Origin of the sequence: Arthrobacter gandavensis (genome assembly GCF_015355785.1) — a bacterium.
GTDB classification, from domain to species: domain Bacteria; phylum Actinomycetota; class Actinomycetes; order Actinomycetales; family Micrococcaceae; genus Arthrobacter_B; species Arthrobacter_B gandavensis_A.
Genome location: NZ_JADKYW010000003.1, coordinates 266735 through 290946, shown reverse-complemented (window position 1 = coordinate 290946; position 24212 = coordinate 266735). Strand labels below are relative to the sequence as shown.

The following is a 24212-nucleotide window of genomic DNA, read 5'->3' as shown; positions in this document are numbered from 1 at the left end:
GCCACGGGCGGTGCCTAACATCCTGAGGAGCGCCGAGGCCGAGCAGATTTCGAATCACCTGCTGTCCCCGGTGCTCCGGGGTTCGATTGTGCTGGCGCCGGAAGGGATGGGCAAGAGCGCACTCGCGGAGGAGGTGCTGCGCCGGCTGGAGGGCATTGTGACGCCTTACCGGATCCACAGCAGCCCGGTGCTGGCGCGGATCCCCTACGGTGCACTGACACCTTTCATGGAACGGGCGGCGGCTGAAGATATGGACTCTCCGCTCACGGTACTCCGGAACATCCGCCGGTTCTTCCGTGTCCGTGCCGAGGCCGGTGACGCCCAGGCGCTGCTGGTGGTGGAGGATGCCCATCACCTGGACGAGGCGTCCAGCCACGTGCTGGTCCAGCTGGCGATGTCCGGTGAGCTGCGGCTGCTCATCCTCTCCCGCGCCCGCAGCACGAACATCCAGGAACTACTCTCCCTGGCACGGGACGGCCTGCTTTCACGTCTGGACCTCCAGCCCCTCACACACGAAACGATTCACCGCCTGTGCGTCCAGGAGCTGGGCGGAACGGTGCTTGGGGCCTCCAGCGCGGTGCTGACTCAGGTTTCCGGTGGAAATCCGCATTATGCAAAGGCACTGCTGGACGGGGCTCGCAGGCGCGGGGAACTGCTCCGGAACAACGGCTCCTGGTATCTGCGTACCCTGCCCGCGGGGATGGACCCCATAGTCCAGGACCTGGCCAAGCGCCTCCTGGCAAGCAGGACGCCCGGCGAACGCACGGTGCTGGAGGCAGTCGCCCTGGCCGGCATCTTTCCCCGTCCAGCCCTGACAGCGGTGGCGGACCCGGTGTCCGTGCAGGCCCTCGTCGACGACGGATATCTTACCCAGGCTCCGAAAGCTGCGGAGCAGCTGCAACTGGCACAGCCGCTCCATGCCTACGCCATCCGCTCCCTGGTGCCGCCGGTGCGCAGTATGGAGATCCGCCGGCAGCTCACGCAGGGCGGAGGTCGGGGCTTCGGACACATCGCTCTCCACGCCGCGTGGGCACTTGACTGCGGTGAAGCGCCGGAGGATGCGGAACTGCTGCAGGCCGCGCGTTCGGCAAACGCCGACGGCGACTGCGAACTGGCTCTACGGCTTGCCCACGCGGTTCAGCCCGGACCCCTGGCTGCCCGGGCACGCATCGAAGCGGCCGTGGCACAGCTGACGCTTGGGAATATGGCTGAGGCGCGCGCAGGTCTGGAAGACGCCGTGAGTGCAGCCGCGGACGCAGAAACCCTGGACCTCGCAGTACTGGCTTCGGCGCAGCTTGCCGCCTGTTCGGAATCCGCCGGCGAGCGGCTTCGCGGCCTGGCCCGAAAATGGGCAGAACGGGAAGCCCAGCTCAAGGATTCCGCGGATGTACGGGCCGGATGGGTGGCGGCAGGACAAAGCATCCTGGCGCTGTGGGCGAGGATCGCGGACGGCAACCTGCTGACTCCGGGGGAAGGCCCTGCCACTACCCGTGATCTGTTGGACGCTGACGCCTCGAACCCGGGGAGGACATCGGGACAGCACGAGCTGCGGGCATTGGGCTATTCGCTGGTGTGCGAGGCATACACCGCCGCCGGCGCCGTAGGGAGGGCACTGCAGGCGGCCGAGCATGCGGAGCGGGAATTGGAGCTTGAACCACGGACGCAAAGCAGGGTGAGGGGTGCCGTGTGGATTAGGCATGCCTTCGCGTTGCTCCACGGGGGAAGCTTTGCAGATCTTGGTGAACTGCTCGCCAAGCAGCTGAGGTCGACGCCCCATAACCTGTTGGCGTACGGCGGCAGTATTGGGCTGCTTGAAGGGGTACTGGAGATACACCAGGGACGGTTCCGCAAAGGTCTTGGCCTGCTGAAGCCGGCTATTGGCGCCCTTCGGTCCAGGGACCCGGAGAGGTTGCTCCCATACGCACTGGCTGTCGCCGGGTATACCGCCGTTGTGGTGGAGGACGACTCTCCGGCGGCCCGGTTCGCCGGCGAGCTGAAAGGCTTGGGATACTCCGGTCCCAAAGGACTCGAACTGGCTGCGTGTGCCTTCGCGGCGGCGGCAATGGCTCCCCAGGGCATTGAAGAACCGCCTCCGTCCCAGGTGCGGTCGCTGGCTGAGGAAGCGCATGCCCTGGGACAGTTCGCAACAGAAAAGGACATTCTGGAACTGGCGCTCGCGGTCGGTGACCTGAAGCAGGCCAAACGCCTCATGGACCTTACCAGCGGATTCGAAGGCGGGGAAGCGGCGGCCCTCCATGCCTACGCCGCAGCGGTCGCAGCAGATAATCCCGAAAGGATGGTCGCTGCTGCGGACGAGGCAGTGGGCCGCAGGAAATACCTGGTCGCCGTCGAATGCATCGGCCATGCCATCCGCTACTACGGTGCGCACAACAATCTGCGTCGCCAACGCGCACTGATCCAGCAGTTGAGGCGGCGACGCGAGGAACTCGCAGGGGTAACCGTGTCCTACCTCAGCCCCAGCGTTCACCAGGTCAGGCTGACCAGGCGCGAGCACGAAATCGTCGAACTCCTGCTGGAGGGGGCTGGGACGAAGGACATCGCGGCAAAGTTCACCTTGTCTCAACGAACGGTCGAGGGACACGTCTACCGCATCTACGTCAAGCTCGGCATCAGCAAGCGGACCGAGCTCGAGGGCGTTTACCAGGCGCTGGAGGCTGAGCCAAAAGTCCAGGCTGGACAGCAGGTCCACTAGGGAGTTCCGCAGCCGCGACGGCTCATTCCGCGCTGGTCCCGCGGAGGACGGGCCGGGGACTGCCTGTTCGGGTCCAAGTAGCCCATGCGGGCCACTGGGTAGTGGGTCGTTGAGTTCGAGTGGCGTCCGGCCTTTTTGAGGTGTGGACTACTGGTGCCTTCCGTCATCGGCTGCCGTTGACTTGGCTTGTCAGTGCGGGAGCAGCGGAGACAGCTGCACTGCCAGGTACGCCGGGACTCAGCCCTCACCCGGACGTCCGGCTTCCCGCCAGGCAAACAGGGCCGTACCCAATGTGTGCGCGGGCCTCCCGAAGCGGAGCCGGCGGCGTCGAAGTCTGCTGAGACCCAGGCTTCCCCCCAGCCGTCGCCGGCTCCTCCTCATCGTGAAATAGCAGCGGTGCTCCGCTTCATCATCCACAGTGCCCGGCCGTCGCGCCGGGCATTCTCATATGCAGGGAAACGCGAGCCCGTTCTCCGCCAGCGACCACGTAGCCGTGCAGGTAGCGCACCAAGCCAGGGCGTAGAAGCGCCGTTTAGGCGAGTACCGGGTACTCGTGCCGCTGCCGCCGGGTACTCCTAGATTGATGGCCGTTGGCATTGCACAAAGGATGACGGTCTCGCTATGAACGCAAATACACGCCGGCTGCTGCCGGGCAAGTTCCTGCTGGGGGAAACAAACGATGTTGTTGACCAGCTCCAGAACCCGCCGAGCATCCGCCACCGCACAGTTGCCCCGGGTCATGGCAGCGCCGAGGTGCACCCGCAAGTACTGACCGCCCAAGGTGTCCATCCCTGGGGCTTCCAGACGACTCCCTCGGCAGCCATCACCCAAGTCCCCGCCGCAGCCGGTGTTGGAGGACCGGCAGTTAGCCATGCTCTGCAGCCTTTTGAGTTCCCGTCCTTCATTCCCAGGTCTTCCAATAAGCCGCAAACATCCAGAACAGCCGCTGTGCTCCGGAACCGCCGCTACGCGCTGATCCTGATCTTCACGGACGCTCTCGTTATCAGCTCGGCACTGCTGGGAGGAACGGTTGCCAGGTTTGGGACGCAGACGGCGGAGCTGCGCGTCGGAACGCTTGCCACCACGTACTGGGTCCTGTCTTTCCTGCTCGGGGCAGGATGGATGCTGGCGCTGCACGCCTACCGCAGCCGTGACCCCAGGATCGCCGGCATAGGTACGGACGAATACAAGCGGGTAGTCAACGCTGCCTTCGCGGCCACTGCAGGGCTGGTTTTCGCATCCTTCGTGCTGCAGCTTGACATTGCACGCGGATATTTCGCTTATGTTTTGCCAGCTGGCACGGTAGGTCTCCTCTGCTCACGCTGGATCGTCCGCCAGTGGTTGCGTAGGCAACGGCAGCGTGGCCGCTTTCTCTCTCGGGTCGTGGTGCTGGGCCGTCCTAGGGACGTCCGCTATGTAATCCACCAAATCAGCACCGACGCCGGTGCGCCGTACAAGGTCATGGGCGTGGCACTCACCGGCAAGTTCAGATCCAGTTTGGAGGTCGACGGACAGCTCTTGCCGGTGGTATCGGACTCCGAGCACGTGGTTGACGCGGTCACCAACCTCGGTGCCGATGCTGTGATTGTTGCGGGACCTACCAAGGGCGGCAGCCGCTACGTCCAGGAACTGGGCTGGAAACTTGAGGAATCGGCGGTGCAGCTGATTCTGGCCACTGGCCTAACCAACGTCGCCGGACCGCGCATCCATACCCGTCCGGTGGAAGGCCTGCCGCTCATGCACGTTGAGCTGCCGCAGTACGCAGGCGGCAAACATTTGCTCAAACGCGCCCTGGACGTGGTCCTCTCCGGCCTCGCGCTTCTGGCCCTGATGCCGGTGTTCCTAGTGCTCGCTCTCTTGGTTCGGCGGGACAGCCCCGGGCCGGTCCTGTTCCGGCAGGAACGGGTGGGGCGCGGCGGGGAAGTCTTTGAAATGCTCAAATTTCGCTCGATGGTGCAGACCGCCGAGGACGATCTTGCGGGTCTGCTGGACCGCAATGAGGGGTCGGGACTGCTCTTCAAGATGCAGCACGACCCGCGCGTAACCCAGGTTGGCCGCTGGATGCGCAAGTACTCCCTCGACGAGCTGCCCCAGTTCTGGAACGTCTTCCTGGGGAATATGTCCCTGGTCGGTCCCCGTCCTCCGCTCCCGCGCGAAGTGGCCCGGTACGGGGGCCGGGTGCATCGGCGGCTGTACATCAAGCCGGGACTCACCGGCATGTGGCAGATCAACGGCCGGTCGGAACTGAATTGGAAGGACGGCGTCCGTCTGGACCTCTACTACGTGGAGAACTGGTCCGTCGCCGGCGACCTCATCATCCTCTGGCGCACGGCAAAGATGCTTCTTCGGCCTGTCGGCGCGTATTAGATCTGTCAACCCGGAGAGCAGTTCCAGGCTCGTGCATCAAGGCAAGTAAACCGTAAACGAAACCAAGTAATTTCCCGCGATGATGCGGAGTGAAAACTATTTAAGGAAGTAGCCGGTACTTATGCATGGCTCGGCACTAGACAGATAAGTTTCTCCAGTTTCTACATATCAGTTAGTTCAAAAGATAAGCGGTCTCGTAATGGGTAACAGATTCACGGCAAGGGCAATTCCCGGCCATAACTTCCGCAAGTATCAGGGCGTGCTGCTGGGCGTAACCGCGCTGCTTCTGGCGGGCTGTTCCGGGAATGCCACCGACGCCACGCAGGCTCCCGATCCCGGACCCGCAACGTCCGCACCAGCCGTGACTGCGGATCCGCGTCCGACACCTGAACCGCACGAAAGTGCAGGACCACTTGGCGGGCCCGCATTCGAGCCGGAGAACGCGCAGTCCGCCGATGGTGCGCCCGTAGTTCTTCGCAGTGACGCCGCTGCGAACCCGGTACTGGTGGAGCCCTCGTCGTTCGAAGGGGCAGCCGTGTACGAGGACGGCGTTGTCGCAACAACATCGAATATCAGGCGGGGGACTGTCGACGACGAGGGCATCGGCGTGGTGGCAGGTGCCGAATACATCGTGTTTACAGTATCCGTGCGCAATGGCTCCCCCAACACCCTGGACTTGACCGCGGTCGTCCCGACACTGCTTTATGGCGAAGACCGGGTGTCGGCAGCGCCCGTTTACAGGGGCGTTGAAGCATTCGACCTGACCGGAGAGTTGGAACCGGGGGCGGTGGCCGAGGCCGAGTACGCCTTTCAACTGCCGGCGGGTGCCACGGACCCCGTTCTCTATGTCGACCTGAACGGTTCTCACTCACCTTTGGTTTTCCGCGGTGACCTGCCGTGACCCGCAAGGCCATACCTTCGCGCGGGGCCACCCGTTATGGCGCCATAGTCGGGGCCGTGGGTGCCCAGGCCAGCCAGGCCCTCGGCAGTTTCCTGGTTCTCGCTGTCGCCGCCCGCTCGCTGGACCTGGGCAGCCTTGGCCTGCTGAGCGTGCTGTATGGACTACTTGTTCTCTCGGCAGCAACTACCAGCGGATTCGTCGGTGATTCCCTGACCGTACTGAACCGCCAGTCGGACGCGCTCCGAGCGGGGCTGCAAGTGTGGCTGTTCCTGTTGTCTGCGGGGTGTGCCGTCGCCGTCCCGCTGGTGGTTTGGTTCCTGGGTCTGGTCGATGCAATGCAGGCTCTCCTGCTCAGTCTGGCCATTGCCGCTTATTTGATCGAGGACGTGGTGCGCCGCCTGCATATGGCCTGCCTGCTCTTCCAACGGATCATGCTGATGGACCTGACAGTCATAGCGACGGCTCTGCTTCTCCTGCTGGTAGTTGGGCAGCGGACGGAGTTGACCGTGACATCATTCCTGGCTGCCATCGCCGTGGGCCAAGCCGCCGGCGCAGTCGCCGGAGCCGTGGCGCTTCCCTCCGTCGAACGAGTCCTGGTGAGTCTGCGCGGTGCGCAATGGCGCACAGTCGCAGCCTATGGCAGCTGGCGCGCGGCACAGCAAGCTCTCCGACCGGCCCTGCTGACCGCCCTGCGGAGCGCCGTAGTCATGCTGGTTGCCTTCGAGGCCAGTGGGGCACTCGAGCTCGCCCGAGTCTACGCGGCACCAGCGATGCTGGTGGTGGGAGGCATATCCTCGTACCTTTTTGCATCCTTTGCCCGTGCCCGCACAGTTGCCCTGGACCAGCTGCTCCGCCGGGCGGACCGGGGAGTGATGGCTTTGCTGTGCATGACCGCGGTTTGTACTGCGGTGGCTGTGGCAGCGTTGCCCGCTGCCGGTCCGCTCCTGCTCGGCACCCTGCCCGAACTGACCGCTGTGGCCGGCTGGTTGACCTACACCGCGGCGGTTTCTGCAGCCACCCCCTATGGGGTCTTGGCCGCCGTGAGATCCAGCCCATCCCGGATCTTCCTCATCCGATCCGCCGACACAGCGGTGTCCCTTGGCGCCGTCGTCCTCGTCGTTCACCTCACCGCAAATGCTGCACTGGCTCCTTTGGCTGCAGCCTTCGGGGCGTCGCTGGGGGGACTTGCCATCCGGCAGATCCTGCTGGTCCCGCTGCGAACCACACAAACAAAAAGCACTATCGTCAGCACGCCCCATGAAAGGGAGCTGGAAAAAAATGCGTAAAGGAAATAGGGCGGAGTCTTTTCATGGGGAAGCAGCCGGCAGCCGGAGTTTCACTAAACTGCTGGCAGTCCTGGGTGCGGCGTCCCTGCTGACTGGCCTGGCAGTGCCTCCGGCCCAAGCCGATCCCGTCCCCGCGACGGTTGCGCAGCCGGAATTCACTGATGCCGCCCTGCAGGAGGGGGTTCCGGAGCGGGAACTTCCCGAAACGCTCAGTGCTGACCTTCTCACCACTCCGCAGATTAACGGGGTTGTCTGGAGCACCGCGGTCAATGGCAACGTAGCCTACGCCGTGGGCAGCTTCACGCGGGCACGCCCTTCGGGCGTTCCTGAGGGAGGCGCCGGGGAAGTCGTGCGCAATAATGCCATGGCTTTTGAAATCTCCACCGGAAAGATCCTTCCATGGAACCCGAACCTCAATGCGCAGGCATTGGAGGTGGAAATCAGCCCGGACAACTCCCAGATCATTGTCGGCGGCAGCTTTACCACTGTAGGGGGTCAGCCGCGCAGCAAGCTGGCGACCTTTGACGCAGCGTCGGGAGCGCTCCTGCCCTTCAGCGTCAGCATTGCCGGCAACGTCCAGACCGTCTACGCAACCGCAACCACCCTGTACGTGGGCGGGTCATTCCAACAGGCCGGCAACCAGCCGCGCGGCAACGCCGCTGCCTTCAACCGATCCACCGGGGCCTTGCTGCCGTGGGCACCCCAGACAGATGACATCGTGCACGGCATCATCGCTTCCGCGGACAACAGCCGGGTCGTGCTTGGTGGCCGTTTCCAGACACTCAACGGTTCCCTGCAGATAGGGATTGGTGCCGTAGACGGAGCGTCCGGCGCGAGCCAGCCGTGGACCAGCACGCCCATCCCGCAGACCAAAATGCAGGGTCCGACCAAGAACACGTCCTGGGTAACCCAGATGATCGAAAAGGACGGCGTTATCTACGCCTCCGCCAACGGCATGGGCGGGCACTGGTTTGACGGTCGCTTCGCCGCGGACTTCTGGACCGGGGACCTTGTCTGGCTGGACAACTGCTATGGAGCTTCCACGGACGTGGCTGTCATGGGCGATGTGCTATACAGCGTTTCACACGCCCACGACTGCTCCTCGCTGGGCGAGTTTCCGGAAACAAATCCGCAAACCTGGCGGCGGAGCCTGGCGGAAACCATCTATGCCACCGGCACAGACCAGGCGCCTCCCGGCAGCAACAGCAAGTACTCCGGGCAGCCGGTGCCATCGCTGCTGCACTGGTACCCTTCGATCAACACCGGCACCTTCACCCGCCAGTACCAGGGCGGATGGGCGCTGGACAACAATGAGGATTACCTGGTCGAGGGCGGCGAGTTCACCACGGTGAACGGCAAGGCTCAGCAGGGACTCGCTGTCTTCGCCAAGAGGTCCATCGCTCCCAACAAGGTGGCTCCGGTCTACTCACCGGCGCTCAAGCCCTCGCCCCTCTCGACAAGCGCAGGCAACGTCCGTGTGGCGTGGCCCAACACCTGGGACTACGACGACGCCGTCCTCACCTACGAAGTGCTGCGGGACAACAGCCTCACCGCCATTGGATCCGTCGACGCACGCTCAGTGTGGTGGAAGGGCCAGGCACTGGGCTTTACCGACACAGGCCGCACACCCGGAGCCACCCACACCTACCGCATCCGGGTCAAGGACCCTTCGGGAAACGAGTACATCGGCCCGCGCTCCGATCCTGTGACGGTCTCCAACTCCACGCCCTCTGCCTATTCACGAATGGTCAAGGAGGACGGCGCACTTCTGTACTATCCCCTGGACGAGCAGGCGGGCAGCATCGCCTACAACCACGTTGGCTACGACGACGGCGACCTGGGGGCCGGCATTACCCGCGGTGCATCGGGGGCCCTCATCAATAGCGCAGCTTCGCGCTTTGACGGCAGCGCAACCGCCTCCATAGCAAACCGCACACTCGCCCCGGGCACGGACACCCTTACGGCAGAGGCCTGGTTCCAAACAACCACCACCACAGGTGGAAAAATCCTGGGCTTCGGCAACCAGAGGACGGGCAATTCGTCTTCATACGACCGCATGATCTATATGGACAACGGGGGCCGGATTTGGTTTGGTGCCTACCCCGGCCGGACGGTGACGGTCAACTCCGCCAAGTCCTACAACGACGGCGAATGGCACCATGTCACCGCCACCATGAGTGCCGCCGGCATGGCACTGTACGTGGACGGCGTCCGCACTGCCTTCAGGACTGACAACACTCAGGGACAGGCATACGACGGGTACTGGCGGATAGGCGGCGACAACCTGGCCGGATGGCCCGGCCAGCCCGCCACAGGCAGCTTCAACGGCAACATCGATGAAGTCGCCGTTTACCCGACTGCGCTGACCGCGAAGCGGGTGGCTGACCACTACACCGCCAGCGGCCGCACCCCGAAAATCCCTGCGGTCCCCGCGGATAACTACGGAAATGCCGTCTACAGCGATTCGCCTGAGGTTTTCTGGCGACTCAATGACGGCGGCACGTCAACGGCTCTGGACACCAGTTTGTCCATGAACGACGCCCTGGTTTCCGGTGGAGTGACGAGGAACGCCTCCGGAGGAGTCGGTGGAAGCGGGAACTTCACTTTCAACGGCTCGGACGGCATCGCCGCTGCCGGGGCTTCCGCCAACAACCCGTCGGTGTACAGCGCCGAGGCCTGGTTCAAGACCGATACGAACGCGGGCGGAAAAATCATCGGATTCGGCAACTCCAACACCGGGTTGTCCGGCAGCTACGACCGCCACGTGTACATGCGCGATGACGGAAGACTGACGTTCGGCACCTACACCGGATCCGAAAACACCATCACCACGCCCGGCTCCTACAACAACAACCGGTGGCACCATGTGGTGGCCACCCAGTCAGCAGAAGGAATGAAGCTTTACGTCGATGGCGTGCTGACGGGTACCAACCCGCAAACTGCAGCGGAACCGTACACCGGCTTTTGGCGTATTGGCGGTGACCGCACGTGGGGAGGTGCTTCAAGCCCCTTCTTCCGCGGAACCATTGACGAGGCAGCAGTGTACGGCACAGCTCTAACTGAAGAACGCATCCGTGCCCACTACAACGCCAGCGAGTTGGCTAACGCAGCTCCGGTTGTGAAGATCGTCTCCAACGTTGACGGATCAAACGTGGTGCTGTCAGGAGAAGGAAGCACCGACTCCGACGGCCGGATCGTTTCCTATCAGTGGGACCTGGGCGACGGTGCTACGGCCGACGGAGAACGGGTCCAGCATGTCTTTGCAGAACCTGGTGAGTACGTCGTCACCCTCACCGTGACCGACGACGCGGGCACCAAGGCCACTGCTACGGCAACCATCGTCACCAGCGGACCAAATGCCCTGCCCGAGGCGTTGTTTACAGCCACGGCTCAGGGCCTGGCAGTGGGCTTTGATGCCGGAGCATCTACCGACAGCGATGGAGAAGTCACCGACTACCGATGGGACTTCGGCGACAGTACGACCGGCACCGGAGTCAACACGGCCCACACCTACGCTGCGGCGGGAACGTACACCGTCCGCTTGGCGGTAACTGACGACAGGGACGGTGAAGCAACCACCACGGAAACCGTCACGGTGGCCAATGCCGCTCCGACCGCACAGTTTGAAAGTTCGTCCTCGGGGCTGGATGCGACTTTTGATGCTGCCGCTTCCAAGGACGTTGACGGGACCATCAGCTCTTACGCGTGGGACTTTGGCGACGGAGCCGCCGGCAGCGGCGCAACCTCAGGCCATACTTACCAAGGGCCGGGAACCTACACGGTCACGTTGACCGTCACGGACAATTTAGGAGCCAAGGGCACAGCCCAGGCCGAGCTGAAGGTTGACCGCGCCAACGTAACGCCGACGGCATCTTTCTCCACCAAGGTGCGGGACCTGACGGTCGACTTTGATGCCGCAGACTCCACCGACCCGGACGGGACCATCAGTTCCTACTCCTGGGACTTCGGCGACGGCGCCACCGGCACCGGAGTCAATCCAACCCACACGTATGCAGCCCCTGGGGACTACCTCGTCACGCTGACTGTTGTGGACGACCGCGGAGCTGCGAGCACAGCAACGGCCACAGCCAGTCCGCACGCCCCGGTCCCTATCGGTCCCACGGCAGCCTTCACCTCATCCGTCAGCGAGCTTCGGGCCAGCTTCGACGCGTCGACGACGGATGTCGGCAGAGGCAGCATTACCTCCTACGCCTGGGACTTTGGGGACGGCTCCACGGGAGCCGGCCGCAACCCGGTCCACGACTATGCCGCTGGCGGGCAATACACCGTCACGCTGGCAGTCACGGACAGCGGTGGCCTTGCCGATTCCGTCTCACAGACCATTTCGGTCAGCAACCCTGCGCCTGCGGCTGCGTTTACCTCCAGCACCAACGGACGGTCCGCCGGATTCTCGGCAGAAGACGCGGGAGCAGGAGCCACGTATTCCTGGAACTTCGGGGATGGAACCAGCGGGACGGGTCCAACACCCACGCGGTTGTACGCCGTTGACGGCGACTACGCCGTGCGCCTCACGGTCACCGCGGCCAACGGCACCACGGCATCCGTGACCCAGAACATCAGGGTCGCCAATGCCGCGCCTGTTGCTGCGTTCACCTCCGTGGTTTCGGACCTTTCGGTGGCCTTCGACGCCTCCGGTTCAACGGACGTGGAGGGTGCGCCGGCAAGCTACAGATGGTCGTTCGGCGACGGTACTTCCGGAACCGGCAGGACCGCGGCGCACTCGTATCCCCGTGCCGGGACGTACACCGTAACCCTGACTGTCACGGATTCCGACGGAGATACCGCTGAACAGACCGGAGAGATCCGGCTTGAGGGCCCGGAACCGATGATCTATGCCCAGGACTCGTTCGGGAGAACCGCGACCAGCGGCTGGCTGGCGGCGGACCGAGGCGGCGCTTACACCCTCGTCGGTTCGACTGCGAATTTCACGGTGTCAGACGGAATGGGGCGCCTTCGCCTCGCAACGGCCGGGGCGGGCCTCACCACGTACCTGTCAAGCGTCAACGCAGCGGATACGGAGATGCAGGTGGATATCGGCCTGGATAAGGCAGCCACTGGTGGAGGCGTCTACCAGTCGGTATATGCACGTGACATCGCCGGGAAGGGGAGCTACTTGGCGAAAATCCGGTATATGTCCAACGGCACCGTTGGAGTCAGCTTGAACCGGGACGATTCTTACTTGATTCCGCAAACCACCATCACCGGGCTGACTTACCGGCCCGGCGACCGGTTGACCGTCCGTGTGCAGGCCAACGGTACCTCCCCCACAACCCTGCGGGCCAAGGTGTGGAAGACGGGCGAGACGGAACCGGCGCAGTGGCAGCTCTCCGCGACAGATTCCACGGCAGCCCTGCAGGCTCAGGGCCGGATCGGCCTGGGCGGCTATCTCTCGGGGTCGGCGACCAACGCTCCGGTCACCGCGTTATCGGACAACCTATGGGCCGGCCAGCCCCGCCCCTGACGTTGGTCCGACCGCTCCAAGAACCTGCCTCTCTGAAAGAAGGAACAGCAAGATGAGTACCCAACACAGCCAGCTCCGGGTGGCCATGGTCGGCACGCGCGGTGTGCCTGCGCATTATGGCGGGTTTGAGACGGCCATTGAGGAAATCGGATCCCGGCTGGTGGAACGGGGAGTGGACGTCACCGTCTACTGCCGTCCGCATGATAGCGAACGTCCGCCCCTCCATCTCGGCATGAAACTGGTGCATCTGCCGGCGCTTCGACTGAAGACCGGTGAGACGCTCAGCCATACCGCTCTGTCAGCTATGCACATGCTCCGCGGGCCCAAGTTTGATGTGGCTTTCATCTTCAATGCCGCCAACGCACCGTTCCTGCCACTGCTGCGTCGTTCAGCCACGGGTGTGGCCGTTCACGTGGACGGGCTGGAATGGAAGAGATCCAAGTGGGGAGGGAAAGGCCGAAGCTACTACCGCTGGGCGGAACAGGCCTCCGTCCGCGGTGCGGACGCGCTTATCGCCGATGCTGCAGGTATTGCCAGCTACTACCGCAGCGAGTTCGACGTCGACACCCGGCTCCTGGTTTACGGTGCACCGGAAGACGGCAACCTGGGAACGCACAAGCTGGCCGCAGAGGGTCTGGTTCCAGACGGCTTCCATTTGGTCGTGGCGCGCTTCGAGCCGGAGAACCATGTTGAGCAGATCCTCGAAGGGTACCGGAGCAGCAAGGCAGAGCTGCCCCTGGTCGTCGTCGGTTCTGCGCCCTACGCCGCGGCGTACACCGAGCGGATCGAAGCCCTGGCCGCAGGGGATCGCCGAATCCGGTTGATGGGCGGTGTCTGGGACCAGGAACTCTTGAGCCAGCTCTATACCCACGCCCGGACCTACCTCCACGGCCATTCCGTCGGTGGAACCAATCCATCCTTGCTGCGCTCTATGGGTTCAGGAACCGCGGTCCTTGCGTACGACGTCGTCTTCAACCGGGAGGTGCTCGGTTCGGATGCTGGACGCTACTTCGACGGTGCGGCGCAACTAACCGGGCTGATCGAAAAACTTGACGCGGATGCGGGGCTGGCCCGAGCCATGGGTGCCTGCGCCCGGGAGCGGGCGCAGGCAGCCTATCGCTGGGACGACGTCGCCGAAGGCTACCTGCTTCTCGCGAAAGACCTGGCTGACGGAAACAGCACCCGGAACCCCCGAGCCAGGCGCAACCCGGACTCCGGGTGGAAGGTGCATGGTCCTGGCCGGCCGGCAACGTTATGCGGCGAAGTGCCGGACCCTTCACCCGCTTTTGCACACCCACCCACTGCAGCCGAACCAGGACCGGCGGCTGACGCCGCCCACATGAGAACGAGGTAGTAAATGACACTGCGAACTGGGGCGCAGCCAACTTTCCAAGAAGCACTGGACGGACTTTCGACTGCCCAAAAAAGCGCCAAAGGCGCACCAGCCTACTCCCGCTACGTCAACCGGCGACTCGGCCGTTATCTGGCTGCGGCCGCCTGCTCAGCAGGTTTGAGCCCAAACCAGGTGACGGCGCTCAGCGCACTTTCAACCTTCAGCGGCATCGGAATGATCGTTGCGGTCCAGCCAACTTTCCTGTCTTCCCTGACTGTGTCATTACTGCTGATATTGGGCTACGCCCTTGATTCCGCGGACGGACAACTGTCCCGGCTGACGGGAAGAGGGTCCATGGCGGGGGAATGGCTGGACCACACGGTCGATGCCTTCAAGGTCGGCTCGATCCACCTCACCTTCCTGGTCTGCTGGTGGCGGTTCTACGACCTTGAGGCGAAGTGGCTGCTGTTGCCGCTGCTGTTCCAGGTACTTGCCACTGTCCACTTCTTCTCCGGCCTGCTGATGGACCAGCTGCGGCGCAGCCTCCGAGCAGCCGGGAAAGCCCCCGGTGACGGGAACCGTTCGTCCTCGCTGCTGTATTCACTGGCAGTTCTGCCCACAGATTTCGGCATTATCTGCGTACTGTCACTCCTGCTTTTTGTCCCTTGGCTTTTTGCCGGCCTGTACATGTTCCTGCTCGCCTGCACCGCCGCGTTCCTCGTCCTGGCCCTCGGCAAATGGTACCGGGAGGTGAAGTCATGGAACTGAGTGAATACCTGCTGCTGTTCCGCCGTCGGCTGCTGCTGATCCTGTTCATCGTGTTCCTTGCAGTGGATGCCGCGATCCTGGTGAGCTGGATTAGCCCCAAATCGTATGAGGCCCGGGCGGATCTTTTCGTAAAGGCCCAGTCAACCAGCAGCTCGTCCTATGAGGACTCGCAGTTCACCCTCCAACGTGTGAAAAACTATCCGGACCTGGTGAGAAGCCCCCAGGTGCTGGAGCCCGTAGCCGAAAAACTCGGCAATGGCATGACTGTTTCCGGCCTTGCCCAGCGGGTCAGTGCCGAAAACCCCAAGGACACCGTGTATGTGCGTGTCACGGCGTCCGCAGCATCGGGCGAGGAAGCGTCCACCACAGCGAATCTGGTCGCCAAAAGCCTCGCCGACCAGATCCGTCTCCTGGAGAACGACGAGGACTCCAGGGCGGCTGTGGTTGACCCCCAAATCACGGTCCCTGCCGACCCTCCGCCCCATCCCGCGTCACCTGACATCGTCACCAACCTCCTGCTGGGGGCGCTAGGCGGGTTGTTCCTCGGGCTGATAGCGGCCGTCGTGACAGACCGCAGGGGAGCTGCTCTGCATTCCGCGGAAGACGTCGTCACGGCATCGGGTGTGGAACTCATCGGACGCATGCCGGTGTTGGGCAGAAGCAGCCGTTTTCCACTGCGCAAGCAGGCAGGCGCGGACACAGAGCTGCGTTCTCTGCTGACACGTATTCTGCTCCGCACAGGAGGACAGCTGCCCCGAATCGTCCTAGCCACAGGCGCATGCCAGCGCTCGGCAGTGTCCGGGGAAATGATGCTCGAGGAATGGGGCCGTTTCATTGCGGACAGCGGACGGCGGGTATGCATTCTTCAGGGGAATGACGGCGTCCGGGCTCCCTTCGGCCTTTCGCAGAACGGCCGGGGGTTCACCGATCTGGCCGCCGGCACTGTGGAGGCGAGCGAAGTAGTCCACCAGGTGGGCACAAGCTCACTCTTCGCTGTTGCAGCCGGGTCGGGTCCTTTCCGTCCGGCAGCCGACACCGGCCGGAACGCGGGAACCCTGATCAAGGAGCTCGCGGAAGACTTCGATGTGCTGCTTACACTGGCCGCTGCCGGCTCAGGGCCGCTGAACACGGAAACGGTCGGTGCCGTGTCACAGTGCGCGCTGGTCTTGGTCTCCTACGGATCAACCACTGATTCCCAGCTGGACGCAGCGGTTATGGAGATGCGATCGCTGGGCATTGAACCCCTGGGAATCGTCATGCTCGATGTTCCTGCCGCCATACTCAAAGGAGTCCTGCGGCCCCACCAGGCGGTGCCGTTGGCGGCCGCGGAGGAACGCCGGTGAATGCCCGGATCTTTCGATCGGCCCCGTACGCGATATGGCTCTTGCTTCTGGGCAGCACCGTGGCCTGGCGCAAAGGGTTCTACTACGACGGCGGAGCGGACCAAGTGGTCCTGGCAAAGGCTGCCTGCCAAGCGCTGGCATGCTTTCTTGCCTTCGCCTTGGCGGCCAAGGCCCCGCAGCGCCGGAGGGTCCCGGGACGGCCATTCCTGCTGCTGTTTCTTTTCGTTTCGGTTTCGCTGCTCGGCGCTGTCGCGGCTGGAGAGGTGGGTCCCTCAGCTGTCCTGGCAGCGCGGCTGCTTCTGGTAGCCGCGACAGTGGGATTCCTGCTGGCGGCTTCTCCCACTTCTTCCGCGCTCAAGCCGCTGCTCATGGCAATGGCGGTCATTGGTCTCGTGAGTGCTGCAACCGGCCTGCCCGGTGTGCTGAGCGGCCAAAGGCTTACAGGTGTCATTCCACCACTCCACCCCAATGCAATTGCCATGCTCTGCGGGGTTCCCGCCATCGCTCTGTTGCACAACATCCTGAGGGGCAAAGGAACCCTCGCCCAGGTAATCCTCTTCGTGCTGCTGCTCGGCGCGGTCCTGGCCACTGAATCCAGGACTGCACTTCTGGGCCTTGCACTGGCTGCGGCCATGATTCTCCTGGCTCTCCGGAGAATGCGGCGTTCGGTGGCCGTCGGCCTGCTCGTGCTAGGAACAGCTGTGCTACCTGCGCTCCTCTACACCCCCGCGTTGATGAATATGGTGATGCGTCCCGGGAGCGCATCCCTGCTGACATTAAATTCCCGAACTTTGGCGTGGGAAGCCGTCCTGGACACTGCAGCGCGCACATGGGAGCGGTGGGTTGGCAAGGGACTATCGATCAAGACGGTGGCTGTCGAGGGGCAGTACTGGGATTCGCAGGTTTTGGACTCCAGCTGGATTTCCGCGCTTGCCCAGGCCGGCGTCCTAGGCGCAACGGTCCTCGCCGTGTGGTCCTTCTCCCTGCTGTCTCGCAGCCTGAGGAAGACGCCGGATTCATTCCTGCCGGCCATGCTGGTGTTTCTGCTGCTCCGGAGTTTTCTCGAGAACGGGCTGACGGAGGTCAGCGCTTCTTTCCTTTTGTTCTTTGCCATTTCGCTGGTAGTCGGGGAACCCCGGGCGGGGGAGGCGGAGGCTGCTCCCGCCCGGAGTTTCAGGACGATCAGCGGGCCGCTGAATGCCGTTGAGCGTCAGTTGGTAAAGGCGCCAAGATGACGTGCTCCCGAAGGCTGTCCGGCCAAGCCGGCAATGGACACCGGCAGTGGAACGGCAACTGCACCGGCCTGGTCCTGCACAGAGCGGTTGGCGACGAAGGTGACCGGAGCCAGGGGACTGGCTCCGGTGAGTTCCAGATGTCTCTTTTCATGCCCGGTTCCTTTGCGGAATGCAGTAATGCTGGTAAAGACGGACGGATTGCCTCCGCCGCGGGACCACACCACAGCCCATACCGGGGACTGCGCGGTCGCGCGGTGGTAAACATTTCCTTCCGCCGTTACCTGGAGCTGCTCTGCACTGAACTGTTTGGAGTAATCCTCCACGCACAGCATGCAGTTCCCAGCGGAGCTGGTGGCAGCAATAATATTGTTGCGCACGGTCACCGGGCCGTTGATCCATGTCATGTTCTTATCGGGAAATGCCTGCCGCGGGTCGTGGCCCGGGGTGGCTCGATTGCTGGCACGGCGCAGGTCCTGGACGATGTTGATCTGCCGTCCGTTACCGCTGAAGGTGTTGTTCCAGATTTCAACATCGCTGGTGTTATTCACCTTAACGCCGAAACTGCGGTTGTTGGCAACAACATTGTCGACCATCCGGACCCTGGCGGAGATCTCGGCAGAAATCCCATGGCTCGTGTTAGCCGTGATCTCGTTGCCGATGATAGTCGTGTCGTAAACGGACTCGTCCAGCCACAGTCCGGTAGCCAGGTTGTCGCGGAATGTGCTCTGGTTGACAGCAACGCCACGGGTCCGGGTGATCTTCATTCCGCCGGCTACCGGTGCCGGCTTGAACCGCTCCACGTTGTTGCTGCTGGCGTCCAGGCCGATCACTTTCAACCGGTCAGCGTAAACTGCGCTGGCGCCCATCAACCCGTTGCGGGTAGCGGAAATGTTGCGGAGCGTGACATCGACGGCGCCCACAGCAATCCCCGTGGTGGCGTTGTCTGTGATGGCAACGTTTTCCATGACCACGCCGGGACGCTCAACGGTGACCGCGCCCATGTGGGGCACGGATGGGGCGAACCTGCGGATGCCTATTCCCCGGATGACCGAATTATTCGCCCGAATACTCATGGCTTTTGCCAGAGCGCTGGCACGGACGGTTTTTCCCGCAGGGTTTGTTCCGATGTAGAGCTTCTTGGCTCCGTAGTCAACGAAGAAGGTGCCCGCGGTCACCTGGGCCAGCGAAGCAACCTGCCGCTGCGCAACATTGTCGATCCACACTTGATCAGGATGGGCAGCCATGGGGTGAGCTGGGTCTACGAAAGATCCGCCGTGTTCGGTACCAGGTTCCCCCCATTGGTAGGTGGAACTCGAGTCGAATGCCGGCGTCCAGTTGGACGCTGCGAATGCTTTGGCCGCTGCCGCGAAGTTGCTCACCTGCCGGCTTCCATCAATCCATACGGCCTCGTTGGGATAGGCCTGGACGGTCAACGTCTTGTTATCCGGAATGAGGACTTCCTCGTGGTAGCTGCCGCCACGAAGGACGATAGATCCGCCCTGGGATGCGCGGGCAATGGCAGCGCCGATGGTGCGAAGTGGAGCGGCGAGCGTGCCGGCTGCGGAGTCAGAGCCACCCGGAGCTGCGAAAACTGCCCGGTCAGGAATGGCGTAGGCGGTGCCTCCCACTGGGGCGGAACCAGCGGCGACCGGGGTGTCAGGTGCTACCGGCGGCGCGGGGGTGACCGGCGGCTCTACGGGGGAAACAGGCGGTGGCACAGCAGGTCCCGTTGCCTTTCGCAGCATCTGCGCGGCCAGATCGTCATAGGCAACTGTCACTGGCTGGCTGGCTGTGGAGACGTAGGTGGTAATCCGGAGAGTGCCCGCGGCGGTTATCCGGGCACCGGCGGAGTCGGAGGCGGTTTGCTGCCAATCGCCGGGTGCCGTTCCGGCGAGCCATGCACGGGCCTTCACCTCCACAGGCGAGCTGCCGGTTGCCTGCAGCTCCACGTTCACCTTCTGCCCCGCGCCAACGCGGAAAGGCAGGGCAACCGAGCGGGCGAGCGCGGATTTGGTTTCCGGTCCGTCGTTGGTGCGGGAAATGTCCAGGAAAGCCTCGCCGCCAGGCAGGACACGGAGCGTGGCTTGGTAGAAGGATCCACTTTTGTAGCGCACTTGGAGACCGGTATGGATTCCGCCCCCGCTCCTCGGGAGTTCGGGCACCGAAACATCGTAGGACGCCGAAAGGTCGGCCGCGGGGGTAATTCCTGCTTCAAGGGTGCGCGAGGTGCCAGGGTCCGTCATTTTCACGGTACCCGCGCCGTCGGCTACCGCGAGCGACGGCAGCCAGCTGGTGGTGTAACCGGTTCCGTTCTCGGATTTGCCCCAGCCGTCCTGGACAGAGCGGGACATGCTGTCTTGCAGAAGCGAGGTGTCCGGCACGTATTCGACCGGATCCGCTGCAAAGGCAGGCGCAGGGAGCGCGGCAAGGCTCAGCAGCAACGAGGTGAGGACGGGAAGGTGCAGGTGTTTTCGGACGCGGCTGAGGGAACGGGAAGAAGTGGGATTCATAAGGGTCCCTCGTGTAGGCCTGCCGCCCAGCCACAGACAAACGAAAAAATTGATCAATCGAGACCTCCTGAAGTCAACCACAAACCGGCTTCGTTGCCAACATGTTATTGAAAGGGCTGCTATGAAGAAGTATGCCGTCGGCTACGCGGCCGGTGCATTTGACCTGTTCCACATTGGACACCTGAATATCCTCATGCATGCAAAAAGCTACTGCGATTTCCTGATCGCAGGTGTGGTGTCGGACGAATTGTGTGAAAGCACCAAAGGCGCCCGGCCGGTTGTTCCGCTGGCCGAACGCCTTGAAATTGTCGGAAACATTAAGTGCGTGGACAGGGCCTACGCCGAGGTTGATTCCGACCGGATGAGTACGTGGGAAGAACTGCGGTTCGACGTGTTCTTCAAGGGTGATGATTGGCGCGGAACAGCTAAGGGGAGTGACCTGGAAAGGCGCTTCGCCGCCGTCGGTACGGAGGTTGTGTATTTCCCCTACACAGTTCACACCTCCAGCACGGCGCTCCGCCGTGCCCTGGCGGCTTTGAGCGCCGGTCGGCCCCTTGAGGCAGCCGCGGGGGAACTGGGATGACCGTCAAAGCAGGGCGGCAGGACACCGTGCTGGTGGCGCATCCGTCCGCAGAGCTGTACGGATCTGACCGCGTACTGCTCGAGAGTGTTCGGGGACTGCAGGACAGCGGTGCGCGTGTGGTGGTGACGGTTCCGGCCGAAGGACCCCTCATCTCCGAGCTGCGGGAGTGCGGTGCCGAGGTGGTGCTGTGCCGGACGGTGGTTCTGCGCAAGGCCCTGTTGTCCCCGCGCTCCCTAGCAATGCTGCTGCCCGCTAGCGTTGCAGCAACCGGGCGGATGCTGGTGCTGCTTCGGGAACTGAAGCCGCACAGTGTGTACGTCAGCACGCTCACTCTGCCGCTGTGGTCGGTTCTGCCGCGCCTGCTTGGACTCAGAGTGGTTGCACACGTTCATGAGGGGGAAGATTCTGCCAGGCCTCTCGTCAAGCGGGCCTTGGCGGCCCCGTTGCTATTTGCCTCCCGGATCCTGGTGAATAGCCGGTTCAGCGAAGCTGTCCTCCATGCGGCCCAGCCGAGTCTGAGGCGCCGCACCACAGTTTTAGACAACGCTGTCCCCGGACCCCCCGCCCCGCTGCCGCTACGGCGGGAGTTGCACGGTGACGCCCGGATCACCTACGTGGGCCGCCTAGCTCATCGCAAGGGGGTGGATGTGGCAGTGGAGGCTTTCGCAGAGCTCTCGGCAGCCGGGAGCGCAGCACGCCTTGACATAGTGGGGGCTGTCTATCCAGGTAACGAGGGGTATGAGGAACAGCTCCGCCAGACCATTCGGGAGTTGGGCCTCCAGGACCGAGTCCGCCTGCACGGTTTCCAACCTGACGTCTGGCCGTACTTGGCGGAAGCGGACATCGTGCTGGTGCCTTCCCGTGCCGATGAACCGTTTGGCAATACTGCCGTCGAGGCAATCCTCGCCGGCCGGCCGGCCGTGGTCAGCGACACTTCAGGGTTGCGGGAAGCCGCCGGCAACTACAGCTGCGTGCGGCTGGTGCCGCCGTCTGACCCCGGTGCCATCGCTGAGGCCGTGGAAAAAATGCTGGCCCAGTGGAGCTGGTATTGCGACCTTGCTGCTGCGGATGCGCTGACCGCAGCCAGCCGCCACAGCCCGGAGTTGTACCGGAGCAGAATCGCCGCACATGTGCTGCCGTCCCGCAGGTCCTATGCGAAAGGGAAAGCATGAAAAGCCATGCACTGTCCGGAGCGACGGTTGGTCCGGCGGGCTCCCTCCGCGCGTCTCGGCAACGGCGGGACATCCAGGGACTGCGCGCCCTGGCTGTTGTAGCCGTGATCCTCAATCACCTTTTCGAGTGGCCTGCGGGCGGCTTTGTTGGGGTGGACGTCTTCTTTGTCATCTCAGGCTTCCTCATTTCAGGACTGCTGGTCCGCGAGGTAGCGGCGAACGGCCGAATCGACTTTGCTGCCTTTTATGTTAGGCGGGCCCGCAGAATCCTGCCCATGGCCCTCCTGGTTGTGCTAGTCACTGTAGCTGCCACGTATCTGCTCTATAACTCGGCAAGGGGTGCGTCCGTCCGGGCGGACGGCATTTTCGCGGCGCTGTTCGCCGCTAACTGGCACTTTGCAGCCGTCGGTACGGACTACTGGCAGACCGACGGAGTAGTGTCTCCGCTGCAGCATTACTGGTCGCTGGCAGTCGAGGAGCAGTTTTACCTCTTTTGGCCGTGGCTGATCATAGCCGCCGCTTTCATAGGAATGAGGGCGGGACGCCGTTCCTCCACCGGAGTCACCGCAGCACTGATGACGCTCGTGGCAGCAGCATCGTTTGGTTATGCACTCTGGCAGGTGACGGCGGCACCGACCTGGGCCTACTTCTCGACGTTTACCCGTACCTGGGAACTCGCTGCCGGGGCGCTTGCAGCTCTGGCCCTCCCGTTTTGCGGAAAGCTGGATGCACGGCTGCGCAGCGCAATGGCGGTCGTGGGACTGGTGATGATCCTGGCCAGCCTGTTTGTTGTCCATCCGGACAGCGGAATTCCGGCTCCCGGAGCTGCGCTTCCTGTACTGGGAGCCGTCCTGGTGATCGCGGGTGGAACCGGACACACCTTACGAAGCATGCTGCTCCTGACTAATCCGGTATCACAATACTTGGGCCGTATATCCTACTCGCTTTATCTCTGGCACTTTCCCGCCATTGTTCTGCTGCGCGTATTCTTCCCTGACTCCGGGACGGGCTACGCGTTCGCCGTACTGTCCGTGACCAGTGTTCTCTCCGTCCTTTCCTTCCACCTGGTAGAGGACCCCATCCGGCGCTCCGGCCTGTTTGGCCGGGAAGGGACACCCCAGGTTCACTATGGGCGCCGGGGCACGTCCGGCGGGGGTCCCTCCCGCTGGAAGTCCGTTGCCCTCGCCGGGCAGGGTGTGTTCACAGCAGCGCTTGCCGTTATCCTGCTCCTAAACCCGGCAGGGTTCGGAGCCAGCACCTCTTCCCTCGCAGCCCCGGCGACTGCCATGGGCCTTCCACAGGCGACCACGGGGACAGGTGCAGCCACCAACGGCGGCGAGGCTGCCAGCACGGAATCTGCGGACGACGTTGCAGCAGCCGTTTCAGCTGCTCTGGCAGCGGAGACGTTTCCGGAGTTTTCACCATCGGTCGAGTCGCTGGGTACCTCGGCATGGATCAACGAGGTAAACAGCGACGGCTGCGCCGAGATCACTGCCAGCAACTTCGACGGGTGCGCCCAGGCACCCCCGACAGTTGTCAAGACGGTAGCGGTGCTGGGGGATTCATATGCCATCGCCTGGATGCCCGGTATCCGGGAAGCCGCTGAGGCCGCCAACTACCGGGTAGTACCGCTGACTAAAGGCCAATGTCCCGCGGCAGCGGTCCAAGTGACCCGGGACGGCGGCACGGATTATCCGGAGTGCGGCGAGCACCGGGAATGGGCCCTGACACAGATAAGGGAAATCAAGCCGGACCTCCTTGTCATTGCGGACGCAGACAACACGCTGTCTCGGCTGGCGTCCGGTTCGGGTGGGGACGGCGCTCCCTCCGCGGTCGACGAGGTAGAGGCAGGTTTGTCGGAAACCATTGCAGCCGTGCAGGGCAGCGTTGGCGAGGTGCTGCTGCTGGCCCCGCCGCCCTCCGGCCGGAATCTCCAAGACTGTGTAACGCGCGTAGGATCCCCGGATGACTGCGTGAGCAATGTTTCCGATCAGTGGCGCCGGATGCAGGAGGCACAGAAAGGCGCCGCGGCATCCACGGGTGCACGCTACGTCGCTACCGACGGGTGGTTCTGCGATGTGTCAGGTGCGTGTCCTGGATTCGTGGGAAGCACCCCGGTACGGGTGGATACGTCCCACATCACTCCGGCATACTCCCGCTTCCTAGCGCCGGTGCTGCAGGGCGCCATATCCGGCTAGGCACGCAACGCCGGGGATGCCTTCGCCGGGGCGCCCTAAAGCATCCAGTCCAGCAGGCCTGGATCGGTAGAACATCCGGGATGGTTTTGCCGGTCCAGACCCGTTTAGAGGAACGTTGAGAGCCGGACAACGGTTGCCAGCTGCGCTGTTGGTGCGCTGCCGGGATAGTCGTAAATTCCCAACCGTTCAACGCCAGGCAGGGCCTCTTGGGCGACTGATGCCGGAACTAAGGCACGGCTCAGGTGCGCTCACGGTTCTGCAGTGGGATGATTAGCACAGACTTGTGTTGCGTAATGGTGCCGGTCACCTGTGCGCATCCCC

At 63.3% G+C, this 24212-nt stretch carries 13 protein-coding genes; 12 read left to right on the top strand and 1 reads right to left on the bottom strand.

Annotated features, from left to right (window positions below; translation table 11 throughout):
• The first annotated feature begins 10 nt into the window (after window positions 1–10).
• The 9 genes from ITX31_RS16030 (at window position 11) to ITX31_RS16025 (ending at window position 17428) form a co-directional block, all read left to right on the top strand.
• Window positions 11–2713: a helix-turn-helix transcriptional regulator gene (locus tag ITX31_RS16030; protein ID WP_194781940.1), complete on the top strand. Its 2703-nt coding sequence runs from the start codon at window positions 11–13 to the stop codon at window positions 2711–2713.
• Between the two features lie 621 nt (window positions 2714–3334).
• Complete coding sequence (locus ITX31_RS02690; RefSeq protein WP_194781939.1) at window positions 3335–5080, top strand: sugar transferase; 1746 nt, start codon at window positions 3335–3337, stop codon at window positions 5078–5080.
• A gap of 199 nt (window positions 5081–5279) precedes the next feature.
• Window positions 5280–5981, top strand: a complete 702-nt coding sequence (locus tag ITX31_RS02685) for a hypothetical protein (RefSeq protein WP_194781938.1) — start codon at window positions 5280–5282, stop codon at window positions 5979–5981.
• A gap of 56 nt (window positions 5982–6037) precedes the next feature.
• Window positions 6038–7267, top strand: a complete 1230-nt coding sequence (locus ITX31_RS02680) for a hypothetical protein (RefSeq protein WP_194781937.1) — start codon at window positions 6038–6040, stop codon at window positions 7265–7267.
• The gene (locus ITX31_RS02675) at window positions 7260–12749 is read left to right on the top strand and encodes a PKD domain-containing protein (protein ID WP_194781936.1); all 5490 of its coding nucleotides are present in this window, start codon (window positions 7260–7262) and stop codon (window positions 12747–12749) included. Before ITX31_RS02680 ends, ITX31_RS02675 begins: the two co-directional genes overlap by 8 nt.
• Before the next feature lie 52 nt (window positions 12750–12801).
• Window positions 12802–14103 (top strand): DUF1972 domain-containing protein, encoded by a 1302-nt coding sequence (locus tag ITX31_RS02670; RefSeq protein ID WP_194781935.1) that lies wholly within the window; start codon window positions 12802–12804, stop codon window positions 14101–14103.
• 156 nt (window positions 14104–14259) lie between these two features.
• Window positions 14260–14850 (top strand): CDP-alcohol phosphatidyltransferase family protein, encoded by a 591-nt coding sequence (locus ITX31_RS02665; RefSeq protein ID WP_228528915.1) that lies wholly within the window; start codon window positions 14260–14262, stop codon window positions 14848–14850.
• Window positions 14841–16193, top strand: a complete 1353-nt coding sequence (locus ITX31_RS02660) for a Wzz/FepE/Etk N-terminal domain-containing protein (protein ID WP_194781933.1) — start codon at window positions 14841–14843, stop codon at window positions 16191–16193. Before ITX31_RS02665 ends, ITX31_RS02660 begins: the two co-directional genes overlap by 10 nt.
• The gene (locus tag ITX31_RS16025; RefSeq protein ID WP_194781932.1) at window positions 16190–17428 is read left to right on the top strand and encodes an O-antigen ligase family protein; all 1239 of its coding nucleotides are present in this window, start codon (window positions 16190–16192) and stop codon (window positions 17426–17428) included. The genes ITX31_RS02660 and ITX31_RS16025 overlap by 4 nt, the downstream gene beginning before the upstream one ends.
• Here the strand turns inward: ITX31_RS16025 and ITX31_RS02650 are convergent.
• On the bottom strand, window positions 17404–19938 hold the full coding sequence (locus tag ITX31_RS02650; protein ID WP_194781931.1) for a right-handed parallel beta-helix repeat-containing protein: 2535 nt from the start codon (window positions 19936–19938) through the stop codon (window positions 17404–17406). The genes ITX31_RS16025 and ITX31_RS02650 overlap by 25 nt on opposite strands.
• Window positions 19939–20059: 121 nt before the next feature.
• On the opposite strand from ITX31_RS02650, the gene ITX31_RS02645 reads away from it, so the two are divergent.
• Genes ITX31_RS02645 through ITX31_RS02635 form a run of 3 tightly spaced genes read left to right on the top strand, consistent with a single transcriptional unit; the run spans window position 20060 to window position 23891 of the window.
• Entirely contained in the window at window positions 20060–20521 is a 462-nt protein-coding gene (locus ITX31_RS02645; protein ID WP_194781930.1) for an adenylyltransferase/cytidyltransferase family protein, read from the top strand.
• On the top strand, window positions 20518–21693 hold the full coding sequence (locus ITX31_RS02640; protein WP_194781929.1) for a glycosyltransferase: 1176 nt from the start codon (window positions 20518–20520) through the stop codon (window positions 21691–21693). Before ITX31_RS02645 ends, ITX31_RS02640 begins: the two co-directional genes overlap by 4 nt.
• A complete protein-coding gene (locus ITX31_RS02635; RefSeq protein ID WP_194781928.1) occupies window positions 21690–23891 on the top strand; it encodes an acyltransferase family protein in 2202 nt (733 codons plus the stop codon). Before ITX31_RS02640 ends, ITX31_RS02635 begins: the two co-directional genes overlap by 4 nt.
• The last annotated feature ends 321 nt before the right edge of the window (window positions 23892–24212 follow it).